Annotated in this window: 16 protein-coding genes, 1 pseudogene and 1 riboswitch; of the genes and pseudogenes, 1 reads left to right on the forward strand and 16 read right to left on the reverse strand. The window is 35.6% G+C overall.

Going from position 1 to position 17,528, the window contains the following annotated elements; all coding sequences use genetic code 11:
- The first annotated feature begins 62 nt into the window (after positions 1 to 62).
- On the forward strand, positions 63 to 1,586 hold the full coding sequence (locus tag ACZ446_RS12775; RefSeq protein ID WP_464392931.1) for an AbgT family transporter: 1,524 nt from the start codon (positions 63 to 65) through the stop codon (positions 1,584 to 1,586).
- Between the two features lie 87 nt (positions 1,587 to 1,673).
- Here ACZ446_RS12775 and phoU read toward each other — a convergent pair whose 3' ends face one another.
- The 16 genes and pseudogenes from phoU to ACZ446_RS12855 all read right to left on the reverse strand — a co-directional run bounded on the left by phoU (position 1,674) and on the right by ACZ446_RS12855 (position 17,492).
- The gene (gene phoU / locus ACZ446_RS12780; protein WP_464392932.1) at positions 1,674 to 2,327 is read right to left on the reverse strand and encodes a phosphate signaling complex protein PhoU; all 654 of its coding nucleotides are present in this window, start codon (positions 2,325 to 2,327) and stop codon (positions 1,674 to 1,676) included.
- A 115-nt stretch (positions 2,328 to 2,442) separates the two neighbouring features.
- The gene (locus ACZ446_RS12785; RefSeq protein ID WP_464392933.1) at positions 2,443 to 3,480 is read right to left on the reverse strand and encodes a threonine aldolase family protein; all 1,038 of its coding nucleotides are present in this window, start codon (positions 3,478 to 3,480) and stop codon (positions 2,443 to 2,445) included.
- Between the two features lie 56 nt (positions 3,481 to 3,536).
- The gene (locus tag ACZ446_RS12790; protein WP_464392934.1) at positions 3,537 to 3,860 is read right to left on the reverse strand and encodes an AzlD domain-containing protein; all 324 of its coding nucleotides are present in this window, start codon (positions 3,858 to 3,860) and stop codon (positions 3,537 to 3,539) included.
- Entirely contained in the window at positions 3,847 to 4,575 is a 729-nt protein-coding gene (locus ACZ446_RS12795; RefSeq protein WP_464392935.1) for an AzlC family ABC transporter permease, read from the reverse strand. Before ACZ446_RS12795 ends, ACZ446_RS12790 begins: the two co-directional genes overlap by 14 nt.
- A gap of 105 nt (positions 4,576 to 4,680) precedes the next feature.
- Complete coding sequence (locus ACZ446_RS12800; RefSeq protein ID WP_464392936.1) at positions 4,681 to 5,694, reverse strand: ABC transporter permease; 1,014 nt, start codon at positions 5,692 to 5,694, stop codon at positions 4,681 to 4,683.
- A gap of 40 nt (positions 5,695 to 5,734) precedes the next feature.
- Positions 5,735 to 6,673: an ABC transporter permease gene (locus ACZ446_RS12805; RefSeq protein WP_464392937.1), complete on the reverse strand. Its 939-nt coding sequence runs from the start codon at positions 6,671 to 6,673 to the stop codon at positions 5,735 to 5,737.
- A 111-nt stretch (positions 6,674 to 6,784) separates the two neighbouring features.
- Positions 6,785 to 8,332 (reverse strand): ABC transporter substrate-binding protein, encoded by a 1,548-nt coding sequence (locus ACZ446_RS12810; RefSeq protein ID WP_464392938.1) that lies wholly within the window; start codon positions 8,330 to 8,332, stop codon positions 6,785 to 6,787.
- Between the two features lie 25 nt (positions 8,333 to 8,357).
- Entirely contained in the window at positions 8,358 to 9,122 is a 765-nt protein-coding gene (locus tag ACZ446_RS12815; RefSeq protein WP_464392939.1) for a gamma-glutamyl-gamma-aminobutyrate hydrolase family protein, read from the reverse strand.
- A 223-nt stretch (positions 9,123 to 9,345) separates the two neighbouring features.
- Positions 9,346 to 10,779, reverse strand: a complete 1,434-nt coding sequence (locus tag ACZ446_RS12820) for an alpha-amylase (protein WP_464392940.1) — start codon at positions 10,777 to 10,779, stop codon at positions 9,346 to 9,348.
- Positions 10,780 to 11,082: 303 nt separating this feature from the next.
- On the reverse strand, positions 11,083 to 11,283 hold the full coding sequence (locus ACZ446_RS12825) for a cold shock domain-containing protein (RefSeq protein WP_202943531.1): 201 nt from the start codon (positions 11,281 to 11,283) through the stop codon (positions 11,083 to 11,085).
- Between the two features lie 141 nt (positions 11,284 to 11,424).
- Positions 11,425 to 11,565: pseudogene (nrdD, locus tag ACZ446_RS12830) on the reverse strand (anaerobic ribonucleoside-triphosphate reductase); the annotation flags it as partial.
- Positions 11,566 to 11,596: 31 nt separating this feature from the next.
- Positions 11,597 to 12,295, reverse strand: a complete 699-nt coding sequence (locus ACZ446_RS12835; protein ID WP_464392941.1) for an anaerobic ribonucleoside-triphosphate reductase activating protein — start codon at positions 12,293 to 12,295, stop codon at positions 11,597 to 11,599.
- Positions 12,296 to 14,377: a ribonucleoside triphosphate reductase gene (locus ACZ446_RS12840; protein WP_464392942.1), complete on the reverse strand. Its 2,082-nt coding sequence runs from the start codon at positions 14,375 to 14,377 to the stop codon at positions 12,296 to 12,298.
- A gap of 253 nt (positions 14,378 to 14,630) precedes the next feature.
- A riboswitch (cobalamin riboswitch) is annotated at positions 14,631 to 14,818 on the reverse strand.
- A gap of 172 nt (positions 14,819 to 14,990) precedes the next feature.
- A complete protein-coding gene (locus ACZ446_RS12845) occupies positions 14,991 to 15,797 on the reverse strand; it encodes a metal ABC transporter permease (RefSeq protein ID WP_464392943.1) in 807 nt (268 codons plus the stop codon).
- Positions 15,790 to 16,563, reverse strand: coding sequence for a metal ABC transporter ATP-binding protein (locus ACZ446_RS12850; protein WP_464392944.1), 774 nt, complete (start codon positions 16,561 to 16,563; stop codon positions 15,790 to 15,792). Before ACZ446_RS12850 ends, ACZ446_RS12845 begins: the two co-directional genes overlap by 8 nt.
- Positions 16,563 to 17,492 (reverse strand): metal ABC transporter solute-binding protein, Zn/Mn family, encoded by a 930-nt coding sequence (locus tag ACZ446_RS12855; RefSeq protein ID WP_464392945.1) that lies wholly within the window; start codon positions 17,490 to 17,492, stop codon positions 16,563 to 16,565. Before ACZ446_RS12855 ends, ACZ446_RS12850 begins: the two co-directional genes overlap by 1 nt.
- Positions 17,493 to 17,528: the final 36 nt, after the last annotated feature.

Genomic DNA, 17,528 nt, shown 5'->3' on the forward strand with positions numbered 1-17,528 from the left:
AATTTAAGCTACTTTATTAACTTAAATTATTAAATTATTTATATTATTGTGAGGAGGAAATTATGTTTAGTAAGAAAAAAGATTCGCGTTTAACAGATCGATTTTTAAACCGCATTGAAAAAACAGGAAATAAACTTCCACATCCAGTTATTTTATTTTTTATCTTATCTCTATTTGTGCTAGTTTTGTCCTGGTTTGTTAGTTTATTTGAAATAGCGGTAACTCATCCTGGTACAGGAGAGACAATAAGAGCAGTCAATTTACTCTCAAAATCAGGAATAAGAAGAATTTTCACAGAAGCAGTTAGTAACTTCACTGGCTTTGCACCCTTGGGCGTTGTTTTAGTAGCAATGCTGGGAGTTGGAATTGCTGAAAAATCAGGTTTGATTTCAGCCGCCCTGAAAAAAACAGTTTTAAGTGCTCCTGATAAGTATATTACTGCAGTTGTAATTTTTGCCGGAATCATGTCTAATATTGCTTCTGATGCTGGTTATGTTGTTTTGGTTCCTTTAGGAGCTGTAATTTTTGCAGCAAAGGGTAGACATCCAATTGTTGGCCTGGCAGCTGCTTTTGCTGGAGTTTCTGGGGGTTATAGTGCTAATTTACTTGTCTCAACTCTAGACCCTTTACTGGCCGGTCTTTCTCAGGAAGCAGCACAGCTGATTGATTCGGGATATACAATTCCACCAACTGTCAATTATTACTTTATGGTGGCTTCGACTTTTATAGTTACAATTATTGGCACCTGGGTAACCGAAAATATTGTAGCTCCCAGATTTGGAAAATATACGGGTGATCACGAAGAAGCTTTAGATAAAATTAGTGCTGAAGAAAATTCTGGCTTAAAATCAGCTGTAATCTGGCTGGGAATTACCTTAGCTGTCATCTTGTTAATGACTGTTCCTCAAAATGGTATTTTAAGAAGTGATCAGGGAAATTTGATTATGGGTTCAACTCCATTTGTAGGAGGAATGGTTCCTTTAATTGCAATTTTCTTTTTAATTCCAGGACTGGCTTATGGTAAAAAAACAGGCTCTATTCAAAACGGAGATGATGTGGCAAAATTTTTAGATGAAACAATGTCTGGAATGGGAGGCTATATAACTCTTGCTTTTGCAGCCGGACAATTTGTTGCTTATTTTAACTGGTCAAAATTAGGTACAATTTTGGCAATTGCTGGCGCTGATTTTCTTGAAGCAATTAACTTTACTGGTTTACCATTAATTATTGTATTTATTTTAGTAGCTGGTTTAATTAATCTATTTATTGGTAGTGCTTCTGCTAAATGGGCTATTATGGCCCCAGTTTTTGTTCCAATGTTAATGCAGTTAGGTTATTCTCCAGAATTTGCTCAGATGGCTTACAGAATTGGAGATTCAACTACAAATATTATTTCTCCACTAATGCCTTATTTTGCAATCATTATAGCTTTTGCCAAAAAATATGATAAGAATGTTGGAATCGGTACTTTAGTCTCAACTATGGTCCCTTATTCAATTGCCTTTATGATTGGTTGGACAATTTTATTAGTAATCTGGTTTATTTTCAACTTACCAATTGGACCTGGTGGAGTCTTATTTTATTAAAATAAAATAAGAAAAAATAATAATTATTCATTAAAAAAAGGCCTTTTCAGGCCTTTTTTAATTTATTTTAATCACTTTATTATTATTTTAATATTTAACTCTTTTTCCAGTTACAAAAAAGATTGTTTCTTCACCAATATTAGTAGCATGATCTCCAACTCTCTCAAGAGCTTTAGCTAAATTAATATGCTGAACTATTTGTTTTATATCTTCTCGCTTCTCAGTTTTACTGATCATTTTTATTGCTTTATGATAAATATCTTCGTAAAGATTATCTGCTTTTTCGTCCATACGGCAGGCTGCCTCTGCTAAATCAGCATTTCTTGTAGAAAATGCTTCTAAAACTACATCTAACATTTCTCTTACAATATCAGCAAGTTCTGGAATCATAACTAAAGGTTTTAAAATACCGTCATGCTTTAACTGTAATAAGATTTCTGCTATATTTGTTGCTTGATCTCCAATTCTCTCTAAGTCATTAGCAATTTTAATCATTGCAATACTAAACCAGGTATCAGCTGCCAGGGGTTGATCCAGGGTCAACAAGCGTGAAACTTCTTCCTCAATAGTTATTAAATAGTTGTCTACAACGTCATCTCTAGCTATAATTTCATGAGCTGCATCAACATCTACATTCTCTAGAGCCTTCATTACATTCTGCAGCATTCCCTCTGCAACTTCACTCATATCACTGAGATCATTAAGAAGCTGTTCACGCTTTTTTTCGTACACCTGTTCCATCGGACTCACTCTCCTCTTTTAAATTTAATAAAGTTAAGTTTATCTATTAATTATTTAGGTCATATTTAAATATTCTTGACAAAAAGCTAAAATCCTGCCTTTTTTAAAATTTAATTTAGGCAAAAATCTTTTTAGCTGTTATCTCAATATTTTTTACTGCATAACGAATATCTTCTAAACTTAAATCAAGATGAGTCACAGCTCTCAGCTTACCATCCAATCTGCTGACCCTAATTCCTTTTTTAAGCAGTTCATCCGCAAATAAATCTGTTTTTCCATCTGCTACTGAAAAAAGAACAATGTTAGTTTCTACTGTGTTAGGATCAATTTCGAGACCATTTTGATCAGCTATAGTTTCTGCAAGCATTCTCGCATGCTTATGATCTTCTTTTAAACGTGCAACATTATGTTCCAGAGCAAAAATCCCTCCGGCTGCAATAATTCCAGCCTGTCTCATTGCCCCTCCTAATCTCTGTTTCCAGAATCGAGCTTGCTCAATAAATTCTGCTGAGCCAGCCAGCACTGATCCGACTGGAGCCCCAAGTCCTTTACTTAAATCAAGCCAGATTGAATCAAAATACTGTCCATATTCAGCTGGATTAACATCTGCTTCTACAGCAGCATTTAACATTCTTGCACCATCCATATGCATTTTTAGATCATTTTCTACAGCAAGCTCGGCGATTTCTTTAATTCTCTCTAAAGGCCAAATTCGGCCACCACCTAAGTTCGTTGTCTGTTCAATCGAAACAACTTTAGTCTGAGGACTGTGATAATCCTTATCTCTGATTGCCTGTTCAACCTGCTTAGCTGTAAAGATCCCGCCTTCACCCTGTAAAGGCTTAATTGAAACACCAGAAATAACTGCAAGAGCAGCACTCTCATAGTGAATAGGATGTGCTGTTTGATCCATTATTATTTCATCACCCTGATTAGTATGTACAGCAAATGAAATTTGGTTAGCCATCAAACCAGAAGGTAAATAAATTGCCTCATCTTTACCAAGCATTTCCGATGCCATGCGACAGAGACGGTTAACACTTGGATCTTCTCCCAACTGTTCATCTCCAACTTCAGCCTCAGCCATAAATCTTCTCATATCCTGAGAAGGCCTGGTTCCTGTGTCACTAAATAAATCAACTTTAATTTCCATTTTAAAACCCCCATTTATTTTTTTAATGTAAGTAAATAATTAAAAATTTTATATTTTTAAAATAAAACAGCTGTTAATAAATAAAAAACAAGCCCACCACTTACAGTATAAAAAATATTCTTTGTTTTATAAGCAACCAATAGTGTCGGAAAAAAAGCAACAAGTGAAGTATTTGCTAGATTTAAATATAAACTACCATTTTGAAGCAGAATAGAGGGTGCCAGTAAAGCTGACAAAACAGCCGCTGGAATAAAACTCAACCAGAGAATTACTTTTTCAGGAAGTTCTTTATTCCCTAATAAAATCAGTGGTACAACTCTTGGAATAAAAGTAACTAAAAACATACCAATAATCATTAAAATAAATTTAATTATTTCCACTGATATACACCCCTAAAAATGAAGCTAGTACTGTTGCTAAAATTATATTCCAACTCCCATCAATTGTTAAAGCAAAGAAAATCGAAAGCAAAGCTGAAAAAATTGCTACAATGATCTCACTTTTTGAACTAATCTGCATCACTAATAGGACAATGAACATTGCCGGCAAAACAAAATCTAAAGCTCCACCTCCACCAAAATTAATAAATCCAGTTAAAAATGCTCCCACAGCAGAACTGGAAACCCAACCTAAATATGCTGTTAAGCCCAAGCCAAAGAAATATCTATGCTTGTTTTTTTGATTATTTATTTTACTCATACCAACTGCAAAAGATTCATCAGTAATTAAAAATCCTAAAAAGGGATAATAATACAGTGGTAAATTACGCAGATGGAGGCTGAGTGATGCCGATAAAAGCAGATGTCTTAGATTAACCAAAAAAGTCATTGCTATAATTGCCGCTGCTGCAGCACCTGATGCAATCATTTCTATTGAAACAAGCTGAGCTGATCCAGCAAAAATAAAAACAGACATTGCTGAAGCCTGAAAAGCAGTCAATCCTTTGTTAACTGCAAGCATACCAAAAGCCATCCCAATTGGCAGATAACCCAAAACTATTGGGACAGCATCTCTAATACCATTTTTAAAATCTGAATCACTAATCTTTTTTCTAATATTTCCTTCACTTACTAACTTCTCATTACTCTGTGACATAAATATAATCTACTCCTTTAACCAAATATCTCAACTACTCAATTTCTGTCTCTTTAATCATTTTCAGGCATTAAAAACCCAGTTTGCCCTAACAACCCATAACAACTAATCAAGCTGGCGTGGATCCAGGGCATCTCTCAGAGCATCCCCAAGCAGGTTAAAACTTAAAACAGTTATTATTATTGCCAGTCCTGGAAAAATCGACATCCAGGGTGCCTGAATTAAATATTCCTGACCACGATTTAACATTGTACCCCAGGCTGCAGTTGGTGGCTGAATACCTAAACCTAAAAAGCTTAGGCCGGCAACTACAAGAATTGAAATACCAATTCTTAAGGTTGCAAGTACAATCAAAGATGAAATAGAATTTGGTAAAATATGATAAAATAAAATTCTTAAATCACTGGCTCCTAAGGCCTTAGCAGCTGCTACATATTCTTTTTCTTTAATCTGCAGAACAATAGATCGTGTAAGACGAGAAAAGTTTATTAATCCTGTAACTCCAACAGCAATTATAATATTAAAGATACCTTTTCCCAGAGCAGAAATAATCGCCAGGGCCAGAAGAATAAAAGGGATTGAGTTCCAGATTTCAACAACTCTCATAATGATCATATCCGCTTTCCCACCATAATAACCTGCTACTAATCCTAAAGTAACACCCAAACTTGCATTAACTAAAACTGCAGCAAAACCTACACCTAAGGCTATCCTAGCACCATAAATCACTCGGGAAAACATATCTCTCCCAAAATCATCTGTACCAAACCAGTGATTCCAGGAAGGGCCAGAATAAGTCATATTACTATAGTCAATCTCAGTCGGCGAATAAGGTGCAATAAATGGTGCCATAAATGCTGCATAAAAAATTAAAGCTAGAATAATTACAGCAATTTTACCTCCATAACCTTTATTAAATTCTTTTAAAGTTTTAGCATAAAGATCATTTTCTTTAAATTTAAGAAATATACTGTTTCTAAACAGCATCAGCAGGAGTAATATAATAATAACTATTGAAAATACTGTAGCAAATTTATATTCTAAGCTGCTCCAAACTCTACCCTCTATAATCCAATTTTTATAATTTACATATATTTGAATTAATAACAGTGTAAACAAAATAATTTTCTTTTTCAAATTTTAACACCTCAATTCTAAACTATTTGTAGCTAATTCTGGGATTAATAAAAACATAAATTATATCAACCAGAAGATTTACTACAACATAGAGTATCGATAAGATTAAGATTGAGCCAAAAACAAGCGGCTGATCTCTAAACTCAACTGCTTTAACTGCTAACCTCCCTACACCGGGCCAGGCAAATACAGACTCAATCAAAATTGCTCCCCCAAACATCATTGCCAGCTGATTACCAATATTAGTAATAATAGGAATCAGTGCATTTCTAAAAGCATGTTTTAAAATTATTATTTTCTCAGCCACACCTTTCGAACGGGCTGTGACCAAATAATCTTCTTTCATTATATCAAGCATTGATGATCTGGTTAAGCGGCTGGTGCTGGCAATCATAACTGTACTTAATGAAAAAGCCGGCAAAATTAAATGCCTCAAACCAGATAAAGTCCAAATACGCCCTCCATAACCAGAAGAAGGAAATATTTGAAAATAAACTGAAAATAAATAAATAAAAATGATACCTGTAAAAAAAGCAGGAACCGAAATACCTATAGTAGCAACAAACATACTTAGGAGATCAAATAAAGAATTTTTTTTAACAGCTGCAATAACCCCGGTCGGAATGGCTACCAAAACAGCAATAATTAAAGATAATACTCCCAGCTCAATTGTTGCTGTCATTCTTCTTCCAATAATATTTATAACTTTATCACCATAATAGATAGAATCAAGTTCTCCAGTCAAAAAATTTTTAAGCATCAAAAAATATCTAATATGAAAAGGCTCGTTAAAACCAAATTTTTCATTTAAAGCTTCTACTGCTTCAGGGGTTACATTTGTACCAAGCATTATGGCAGCTGGATTACCGGGAACAAGCTGCATGATACCAAATAAAATTAAGGAGACCCCTATCACAACTGGAATTAACCAGAGCAATCTTTTAATAATATAAGCAAACAAATTGTTCACCTCTTTCTAAAAAGACTATGCAGATAGACTAAGCTATCTGCATAGTGATTTAAGATAATTTTTCTTTATTCAGAATAGTCCATAATTCACTTCAAATAAACTTTATTCCTTATAAACATTAGCAGTAGGTGTAACTAAAGGAATCAATAGTGAATTTCCTGGCTCTAACTCTCTTACATTATCCTGCATTACATAGATTTGAGTTGAATGGGCTAGTGGGTGGAAAACCAGATCTTCAATTAGGACTTTTCTTAAGACTTTATTATAAAGTTCTTCTCTTTGAGCCTGATCGGAGATTGCTCGAGCCTCTTCTAACCACTGATCCACCTCTTCATCTGAGTAAAAAGCTCTGTTTAAAGATCCCCCTGCATCAGGAGATTTAAAGAATCTATATAACCAGTAATCTGGATCTGGATCTGAAACAAATCTCAAGAAGAACATTCCTATTTCACCACGTCCTAGCATATCCCACATTGTTCCAAATTCCATAGCATTTACTTCAGCATCTAATCCAGCTTGATTTAAAGCAGTAACCATTGCTTCTGCAGTTTTAACCTGATTTGGACGGCTGTTTGAAACATAAACTTGAGCTACATAATCCTCGGGAATAACCCCATCTGCCTTTAATTCTTCAAATTTTTGGGCAGCAGCTTCAGGATCAAATCCAACTGCGTTTTCTTTGAGGAATTCTCTTTCTTCAGGCCAAATTGTAGGTGGTAACATTGAATAAGCTCTCTCACCTAAGATTCCAAAAATCTGTGGAATAATCTGATCAAAAGGTACTGCCTGCAGTACAGCTTCTCTAAATTCTCGCTCATGTGTTGGCTCCATTTCAAAGTTAAAGCCTAAAAAGTTAATCCCTGCTCCAGCAGCTGATTTAACCTGATAATCAGGATTATCAGTAAATGATTCTAACTGACCTACATCTAAGTTAACACCAAAATCAATACCTCCGCTGCGTAATTCCATTGCCTGAGTTGCAGATTCTGGTATAGATCTAATAACTAATTCTTTAATATTTGGAACCTTATTCCAGTGATCTTCAAAAGCTGACAACACTATCTGATTACCTGCATCCCATTCTTCCAATTTAAAGGGACCTGCACCTATCGGATTCCTACCCAATTCTTCATCTCCAACTTCTTCGGCATATTCTTCAGGAACAATACCAAAAGTCATAGCTAAAATAAATGGTGCATAAGGTTCACTTAAAGTAAATTTAATTGTATAATCATCTATTACCTCAATTGAGTTAACTGACTCAATTTTAGCTCTTAAACCGGAACCATAATCCGGATTTAAAATTCTATTGTAGGTATATTCTACATCACCAGCTGTAAGCTCCTGACCATTATGGAACATTACACCTTCTCTTAAATAAAAAGTATATTCTAAACCATCTTCTGAAACCGTCCAATCCTCTGCAATACCTGGAACTATCTTATTTGCCTCACCATATTCTACTAACCCATCAAATATTAAAGAAGCAACTCTCTCATTAACCGAAATAGTTGTCTCACCAGGGTCCAGATTACTTACCTCATCCTCAATCCCCATTACAAATCTCTCAGTTTCCTGTGCCTGAACAGCTGAAAACATGGAAAACAAAAATAGCGAAACTAATAATAAAACTAAAAACTTATTTTTCATCATACTTCCTCCTTTAAATACTCTCTTATTTTCTAGTGCGGTCCACAAAATCAACAAAGTCTTTAAATAACTTTAACTGAATTGGATCTTTAGCAGCCATCATTTCAGGATGCCACTGAACTCCTAGCAAATATGGATAATTTTTATCTTCAATACCTTCAACAAAACCATCTGGAGCTACAGCAGAAACCGTCAAACCTTCACCAACTTTATCAACAGCCTGGTGATGATAGGAATTAACTGCAACCTCATCTCCAGCAAACACCTTAGCTAAACGGGTGTGATCTTTAATTTCTAACTTGTGTGTTTTATAATATTTAGGTACCATTAAAGCCATATGTGGAATTTTACTCTCATCATTATTACCACAGACATCAACCTTTAAAGAACCACCATAATAAATATTTATCAGTTGAAAGCCTCTACAAATACCTAAAATAGGCTTCTTCATCTCCATAGCTATTTCCAGTATTTTTAGCTCCCAGCGGTCTCTTTCCGGTGTGATATTTCCTAAATTCTTTTCCGGATATGAATTATATAATGCAGGATCAATATCACTTCCGCCAGGTAAAATTACACCATCCACCTCGTCCAGCACTTCTCTAATATACTCTTTATCGTCAATTCTTGACTCAAGGTAGGGCATTATTAATGGTAAAGCACCAGCCATACTTAAGGATTCAGAATAATCCTGGGTTACTAAAGAAAAATCTACTCCCTCTAAACTATACTGTTCTCCCATTTTTTCTGTTGGAACTTTAAAAGACGTAATTAAAATTTTTGGGTACATACTCTTCCTCCATCCAAAAGCTTTTTAACTTTTTTAGCAAAAATTACTATATAGATTATATTTTAAAAAATTATATCAATCTTTAGTATTATTGTCAACTTTGAATATTTTATCACATTAAAGTGTAAAGGAATAGAATTATTAAAATTTTAACCCTGCTTATATAATATTTCTGCATAACTTAAGCTTTTTCCTGCATCAATTATTAGAATATCTGATCAATTTAATTATTGTTTGTCGGCACCCAAACTGAATACCCTTCTGCTGCTGTCCCCTTCACCTTAAACAGCCCATTTGCCTCAGCATCAGTTTCTACTTTTTCAGCTATATTGCCTGTGAAATCATAATAAAGTTGATTGGCCTGCCCTGTATTAATTTTTTTTTCAATTATCTCCTCATTTTCATGCTGTGTAATCATCATCACTAAACCGCTACCAGGGTGTTCTTCATTTCCAGATCTAATATAGGAATAAGTATTTTCATCATTTTGATCACTTTCATAAGCATCTCCGTAAGCAAATTTTTTTCTGGCTTCTATTAATTTATCAATTCTTTCCTTTAGCCCATGACTGTGATAATCCTTCCAGAAAATTGTGGGTACTCCATCTCTCCGCATTAAAATATAGCAGTAAGCCTGCATTTTCCGGTAGGCAATTGATTCGGTCCCATATTCATTTGTACCATCACGCTCAGTGTCATGATTGTCCACAAAAGTAATAGCTCTACTTTTATAATCTTCTTGATTTACCAAACCTTTATCACCCAGCCAGCGCATATCCAAATTACCCTGCATCAGCTTCACAAAATTTTCTCTTAATGGAAAATCAAATACATGAAGTCTATCTTGACCAACTGTATTTAAATAATCCTTTAAAGTCTCAGCATCATTTACCCAGGCTTCACCGATAAAGAATAATTCTTTATCGGTACTTTTATTTACTTCCTCAATGAAATCATGAATCATTTGATTATCAACATGTTTGCTAGCATCAAAACGAAAACCGTCAAAATCGATCTCATTTACTATCCATTTCCCCCAATTAATAACATCTTTTTTAATTTCTGGGTTTTCATAGTCTATGTCAGCTCCCATTAAATAATCATCTTCATAAGAATCATCCCACTCTTTGCATTTAAAAAGAAACTCTCCAGCTCTTTTAGTTCTTTCATCCCAGTCAACACCATCGAAAACTCTCCAGTCAAGTTTAAAGTCACTGTGTTTATTAGCTCGAGCTTCAAAATTAAATACCGTCCAGACTTCAGCAGTTTTATTATCTTTAAGTTTAACTTCTTCTTTATCATCTGCTCCTAATCTGTGATTTAAAACAGCATCATAAAGAAGTTTCAGATTATTTTTATGTAATTTTTCAACAGCATTTTCCAGCTGTTTTTTAGTACCATACTTAGTCCTTTTAGTGCCCTTTTGCTTAAATTCCCCCAAATCCCAAAGATCGTAAGTTCCATAACCAACGTCTTCTATTCCGGCTGCTCCCTTATTTGCAGGTGGTAACCAGAGAAAATCAAAACCAGACTCTGAAATTTCAGCAGCCTGCTCAGCAAGCAGTTTCCAGAGATTAGATTCTTCCGGATATTCTTCTGCATACTCACCTGTATTCATTTCCCAATAAAATGTCTGTAAAATAACAGGATTCTCCACTATAAAACCTCCTAGAAACAAATAATTCGCTCCATTTTTATTTGAATTATCTAAAAATTTAAGCTAAAAACTACTCCTTATTCCTTATCTTATCACAAATTGAATCTTATTTACATTGAATTCAAGTTTAAAAAGAAAAAATATCCTTAAAAGGAGATTATAGATTAATTCTTTAATTCATTAGACATAATTCGACAGGTTCACGGTGCATGCACATAAGTGAACGTAAACGATCACACATATAAAAACCCCGCCCAGAACCCTGGACGGGGTAAGTTGTCTTAGTTTATACAGTTTTAAACTCTATAACTTAACAACGTTTTCAGCTTGTGGACCACGGTCGCCTTCAACGATTTCGAATTCTACTTCTTGTTCGTCTTCAAGTGTTTTGAAACCTTCGTCCTCAATAGCTGAGAAGTGTACGAATACATCGTCGCCATCTTCTCTTTCAATGAAACCATAACCTTTTTTCGCGTCAAACCATTTTACTTTACCTGTGTAAATCATATTAATTCATTCCCCCTAGGAATATTCTATATTTGGGGTTCGTTCAGTTAAAACTTCACCCATCGAAGATAATTATAGCATAAGAAAATTTCCATTTCAAGGGTTTTTATGGAGTTGATTTTCTACTTTAATTTAAATTTATTTGTCTATTCCTAAATAGAGGTATTTACTGTTCTTCTTAAAAGTTTTACGGTCTTTAAATTCCTCTTTTTTGCCTTTATTCCATTCAGATACAGGTGAAAGATAACCAACAACTCGCGAATAAACCTCACATTTTTGTTTTTTAGCCATTTTTAGCCTCCTCTTAAAATTAATCTCTAACTTGAACATTCTTGAGATGCTTTGCTGCAGCTGCTTTAAATTCTTCCAGCTCTGAAGGTGCAAAAGAGCGCTGTTCTCTCAAATTTGGGTCAAGAGTATTAAGCGGCCTAAAGTTTTGAATAAAATATTTATCAGCACCTTTAATCTGGCTGGCAATTTTTTTAACCTCTTCACTGTCATGCAGACCTGGAACTACTGTGGTTCTGAATTCATGATCCAGATCAGAACTAATTATCAGCTCGACTGATTTTTTTATTTCTGAAAGCAATCTTCCTGGAGCCAGCTCATCATAACTGGACCAGCTAAACTTAATATCAACTGCCAGATAGTCTATTAACTCAGCCGTCAGCAGTTCTTTCAGTTTAGCGAAACTGCTGCCATTTGTATCCAGTTTAATTAAAAGATCATAATTCTGCTTGATCTTCTGTATAAATTCTTTTAAATCAGGCTGCAGCAGTGGTTCCCCACCGGTAATTGTCACCCCATCCAGCAGACTGTTTCTCTGCTGAAGAAAGTCGAAAAAATTTCCCTCCGGCATTAACTCCTGCTCGGCTGGGATTTTCATCGGAATCAGCTGGCTGTTGTGGCAGTAGGGACAATAAAAGTTGCAGCCCTGTGTAAAGACCACCGCTGAAATCTGATCGGGAAAATCAATAACTGAGGTCTTCTGTAATCCGGCCAGCTGCATCTACTCCACTTCACTTTCTGAATTGTTTTTTTCGCTAAAAGTAAAATTTGCCTCAACTGCTCCTTGCTCAGCCTCTGCTTCTGCCTCACATTTAGGGCAGTACTCATGCTCTCCCGGCAGATAGCCGTGAACCGGACAGATGCTAAATGATGGAGTTAGTGTATAATAGGGCAATTTAAAGTTTTCAGCAATTCTTCTAACCAGTTTTTTTGTAGCTTCAATGGAATCTATTTTTTCCCCAAGAAATCCGTGGAATACCGTGCCCCCAGTATAAAGTGACTGTAGTTCATCCTGCAGCTCTAAAGCTGTAAAAATATCATCAGTTAATCCTACCGGTAATTGAGTTGAGTTGGTATAATAGGGATCTGCATCTTCCTTAATTACTCGCTCCTGATTGGCAGCAATAATCTGATCTCCAAACTTTTCTCTGTCCAAACGAGCAAAACGATAGGCTGTTCCTTCAGCTGGAGTTGCCTCAAGATTATACATATTATCTGTTTCTTCCTGATACTGCTGCAGACGCTCTCTCATCTTTTCCATTACTTCTTCAGAAAACTTCTGTCCGGCTGGAGTTGAAATATCTTTACCCATGAAATTGAGCAGAGCTTCATTCATTCCATTGAGTCCAATTGTGTTAAAGTGATTTTTCCAGTACTGATCAAAGCGTTTTTTTATATCTCTTAAATAAAACTTTGCGTAGGGGTATAATCCCTGCTCAGTTAATGTTTCTAAAACTTTGCGCTTAACTTCTAAGCTCGTTTTTGCCTGATCCATCAAATAGTAGACTCTATGCATAAATTCTTCTTTAGTCTGAGCCTGATAACCAATCCGGGGCATGTTTAAAGTTACTACGCCTATCGAACCAGTTAGAGGATTAGCCCCAAATAAGCCGCCTCCTCTTTTGCGGAGTTCTTTGTTATCCAGGCGCAGTCTGCAGCACATACTCCTTGCGTCCTCAGGATCCATGTCCGAATTGATGAAGTTGGAAAAATATGGTATCCCAAATTTGGCTGTCATTTCCCAGACCGGATCCAGCTTTTCATTTTCCCACTCAAAGTCCTCAGTAATATTATAAGTAGGAATTGGAAAGGAAAACATTCTACCTTTGGCATCACCTTCCATCATCAGCTCAGCAAAGGCTCGGTTGAGCATATCCATTTCCTCTTGAAATTCACCATAGCATTTTTCCTGATACTGACCACCAATTATAACTGCCTGGTCTTTTAAATAACTGGGAACTTCAAGGTCCATGGTAATATTTGTAAAAGGAGTCTGAAATCCTACCCGTGTCGGGACATTCATATTAAATAAAAATTCCTGCAGCGCCTGCTTAACTTCTGCGTAATTAAGGCCATCATAGGCTATAAAAGGAGCCAGATAGGTGTCGAAGTTGGAAAAAGCCTGGGCTCCCGCGCTCTCACCCTGGAGTGTATAGAAAAAATTTACAATTTGCCCGAGTGCTGTCTTTAAGTGTTTGGGTGGTGCACTTTCAATTTTGGTTGCCACTCCTCTAAAGCCGCTCCGCAAAAGCTCCTCTAAATCCCAGCCGCAGCAGTAAACACTCAGATTACCAAGATCATGGATATGCAGATCACCACCGCTGTGCAGCTCAGCAGTTTCTTTGGGATATATCTCCTGCAGCCAGTACTGACCTGTCACCTCAGAAGCAATATAATTATTTAGGCCCTGGAGTGAATAACTCATATTGGAATTTTCATTTACCTTCCAGTCACTGCGGTCTAAATAATCATCCATAATATTAACTGCATCAGCAAAGAGTTTTTTACTGTCCCTGAGTTTGCTGTGCTGCTCCCGGTAAAGAATATAAGCTTTTGCAATTTCGGCATAGCCCTTTTCGATCAAAACTTTTTCCACCAGATCCTGAATCTGTTCTACCTCTACTGTACCACCATTTTTGAAAAATATCTTTAAATAGGATATCACCTCAGCTGTTATCTCAGCACCAATTTGCTGGTCAACCTGATCTACTGCTGCAGCTGCTTTTGCCACAGCATTTTCAATTTTTTCCGATTTGAATTTAACTTTTTTCCCGTCACGTTTTTTTACATAATCTAAATTCATAATTCCTCCTTTTCGAACTTATGTTTGTCTATATTTAATTATTTCTCTGCTACTTTGAATAATCCTGCTTATTTCTAATTTTTTTATAACCTATGTAAACTAAAAAATCCCCTCCGCACAGGCTCTGCACGAAAGGGATTAATAATTAAAGTTTGCTTAAAGAATTTTATTTAAAATCAGCTATTTATTATTAAAAATAATTCAAATAAAATTCGCTCAAACACCCCCTCATGACCCGTGAGTTTATGGTGTTTAAATAAAGGCAGGTCTTCCGGCTCGGTTCAATTGATAATCAGCCTTCCCAGTATTCCCAGTGGCAGTTTTGATTATCTTTAAACCTTACGGCGGCGGGACCGCAGAGGTTTTTCACCTCTTTCCCATTTTAATCCAGCCAATTATTTGAGCTATAGTCGCTAAAATAATAGCTGAAACCCTTATTTAAAACTATTCAATTTTACTAAAAAATTTATTTAACTTATATTTAGTTTAATACATATTTTATAAAATAACAAATTAAATAAATGCATTTAAAGAATAAAATCTCAGCTAAGCTCAAATTAATTATCATATTTAGAGTAAATACTGCTTAATCTATTTTTAGTTTTACAAATAATCATTCATTGCGTCCTTTAAAAGCTACAGAAGTAAAATAAAATAGTGCAGCTGTAATAATAATTACTGCTCCTGATGGAAGATCATAATAATAAGAAAAAGTTAGACCACTAAAAGAAAAAACAAGACCAAAAATAACAGCAAGTCCCATAATTTTCTTTAAATCATCTGTATATAAACGAGCTGCTGCTGGTGGCGCTGTTAAAAGAGCAATTACAAGTACTATTCCTACAACTCTAATTAAAATTACTATTGCAAGAGCAATCATCACAAAAAGAAAGTTTTCTAAAATAGTTGATTTGACTCCCAAAACCCGCAAAAATTCTTCATCAAATAGGTAAGCTTTCCAATAATTAAAGAGACTGCTGATTGCAGCTATCATAAAAATAGTTAAAGCTGCCATCAGCCAGACATCTACTCTCCGAACGGTTAAAATATCGCCAAATAAATAAGATGAGATGTCAGGTGGATAACCAGGAGTAAAGCCGATAAATAGAACTCCAAGGGCCATTCCTAGAGACCAAAACATACCAATTAGGGTATCAGATCCGGTCCCAATTTTACGGCGAATAGAAGCAATCGCTAAAGAAGCAGCAACTGCAAAACCAAAAGCTCCATAAATGGGCTCGATATTCAAAAGATATCCAAGTCCAATACCTCCAAAAGAGGTATGAGCTATACCTCCACTCAACATAACAAGCTTTTTTTCAACAATTATTGTCCCAATCAGACCACAGGCAATGCTGGCCAAAACTGCAGCAAAAAAAGCATTCTGCATAAATTGATAATTCAAAATTGCATCAATCATTATTTTCCTCCTCTCCATGAGGTTCAAATACATGGTGAGGATGTCCATGTGCTATTAGATCAACAGGGCAGCCAAAAACCTGTTCAGTTGTATGCTGATCCAGCTGTTTATCACCGTGATGATAAAGTCTTTCATTTAAACAGGCCAAACTATCAAAATAAGAAGAAACAGCTGCCATATCATGTGTTACAACAATAATAGTTTTTTTCTTATTTAATTCTTTCAGCAGCTGATAAATTTGCGAAGTAGCTCTAGCATCAACATTAGCAGTGGGCTCATCTAAAAGTAAAATTTCAGGCTCTACAGCCAGACCTCGGGCAATTAAAACTCGCTGCAGCTGTCCACCTGATAATTTACCAATTTGTCTATCTTTAAGCTGCAGCAAATTTAACTGCTCTAAAACTGCCTCTGCTTTTTTTATATCATCCTTTTTATACTGATGAAAAAATCTAACTCTTCCTCCAAGTCGAGCCATCAAAACTACATCTAGCACACTAATCGGAAAGTTTCGATCAAAGTTTGAAATTTGGGGCACATAGCCAATCTTATCCACTGCCTGATCTAAGGGACGACCAAATATTTTAATTTCTCCTACTTCCGGCTCAATCAGTCCCAGTACAACCTTTAATAAAGTAGTTTTACCACCACCATTAGGACCAATAATCCCTAAAAAAGAACCCTCAGCAACCTGGAGGCTGATATTTTTCAAGGCATCCAAATTACCATATTTAACTGAAACATCTTTCAGTTCTACTGCATAACTCACTAATTATCATCTCTTTCTTTAAGTTCAGCTTCCATTTTAGCAGCCATCATTTTTAAATTTTGAAGATAGTTTTCTGCTAATGGATTGAGCTGAATAGTCTTTCCACCCAATTCTTCTGCAACAGCCCTTGTTTTAGTACTATCAATTTCTGCCTGATAAAATACGTTCTTTATTCCTTCAGCCCTTGCAAATTCAATGATTTCCTGCAGATGTCTGGGACCAGGTTCTTTTCCTTCCGCTTCTATTGCTATCATTTCCAGACCATAATGATCTGTAAAATATCCAAATGAAGGATGATAAACTAATATTTCTTTTCCTTTATAAGGAGCCAGCAGTTCTTTGTTCTCTTGATCTACTGCTGCTATTTTTTTAAGATAGGCATCAGCATTCTCTTTAAATTCAGCTTCATACTCAGGCATAATTTTAATTAACTCATCTCTAATTATTTCTACCATATAACTAACTCTTGCTGGTGAAAGCCAAAGATGAGGATCTCTACCTCCAGCATGATTGTGGCTGTGATCATTATCCTCTTTATGCTCTGCCTGCTCATCAGTATCTTCTTCCCCAAAATAGCGGTGAGGATATTTAGCTTCAATTCTTTCAAATAATTTTACGACTCTTAAGTCAGATTGCTCCTCTGCCCTTGGTAAAATATTCTGAACATCGGCAGGAACTCCCATCGAAAAATAAATGCTGGCTTCATTAAAAGCCCTCATTTCAGCTGGAGATGGTGCATAATTAGAAGGACTGAATCCTTTGGGGATCATTTCAATAACTTCAAGCTTTTCCCCAGCTACTGCTTCCACCATTTCCAACTGAGGCATGATAGTTACTGCCACAGTTGTTTTAGCAGCCGCACTATAAAAAGGCACAGCTAATATTAAAACTAACAGAAAGAATACAATTGTTTTTACTTTTAAATTCATATCAAATCACCCTTATATATTCAAATTTGTTTATAT

It is taken from the genome of Halanaerobium sehlinense (assembly GCF_055379485.1).

Excerpts from the sequence above, each read along its gene's own strand:
- ACZ446_RS12840 (WP_464392942.1), bottom strand. The coding sequence starts at position 14,377 with ATGAATTTAGATTATGTAAAAAAACGTGACGGGAAAAAAGTTAAATTC.
- ACZ446_RS12845 (WP_464392943.1), bottom strand. The coding sequence starts at position 15,797 with ATGATTGATGCAATTTTGAATTATCAATTTATGCAGAATGCTTTTTTT.
- phoU (WP_464392932.1), bottom strand. The coding sequence starts at position 2,327 with ATGGAACAGGTGTACGAAAAAAAGCGTGAACAGCTTCTTAATGATCTC.
- ACZ446_RS12815 (WP_464392939.1), bottom strand. The coding sequence starts at position 9,122 with ATGTACCCAAAAATTTTAATTACGTCTTTTAAAGTTCCAACAGAAAAA.
- ACZ446_RS12855 (WP_464392945.1), bottom strand. The coding sequence starts at position 17,492 with ATGAATTTAAAAGTAAAAACAATTGTATTCTTTCTGTTAGTTTTAATA.
- ACZ446_RS12810 (WP_464392938.1), bottom strand. The coding sequence starts at position 8,332 with ATGAAAAATAAGTTTTTAGTTTTATTATTAGTTTCGCTATTTTTGTTT.
- ACZ446_RS12775 (WP_464392931.1), top strand. The coding sequence starts at position 63 with ATGTTTAGTAAGAAAAAAGATTCGCGTTTAACAGATCGATTTTTAAAC.
- ACZ446_RS12785 (WP_464392933.1), bottom strand. The coding sequence starts at position 3,480 with ATGGAAATTAAAGTTGATTTATTTAGTGACACAGGAACCAGGCCTTCT.
- ACZ446_RS12795 (WP_464392935.1), bottom strand. The coding sequence starts at position 4,575 with ATGTCACAGAGTAATGAGAAGTTAGTAAGTGAAGGAAATATTAGAAAA.
- ACZ446_RS12835 (WP_464392941.1), bottom strand. The coding sequence starts at position 12,295 with ATGCAGCTGGCCGGATTACAGAAGACCTCAGTTATTGATTTTCCCGAT.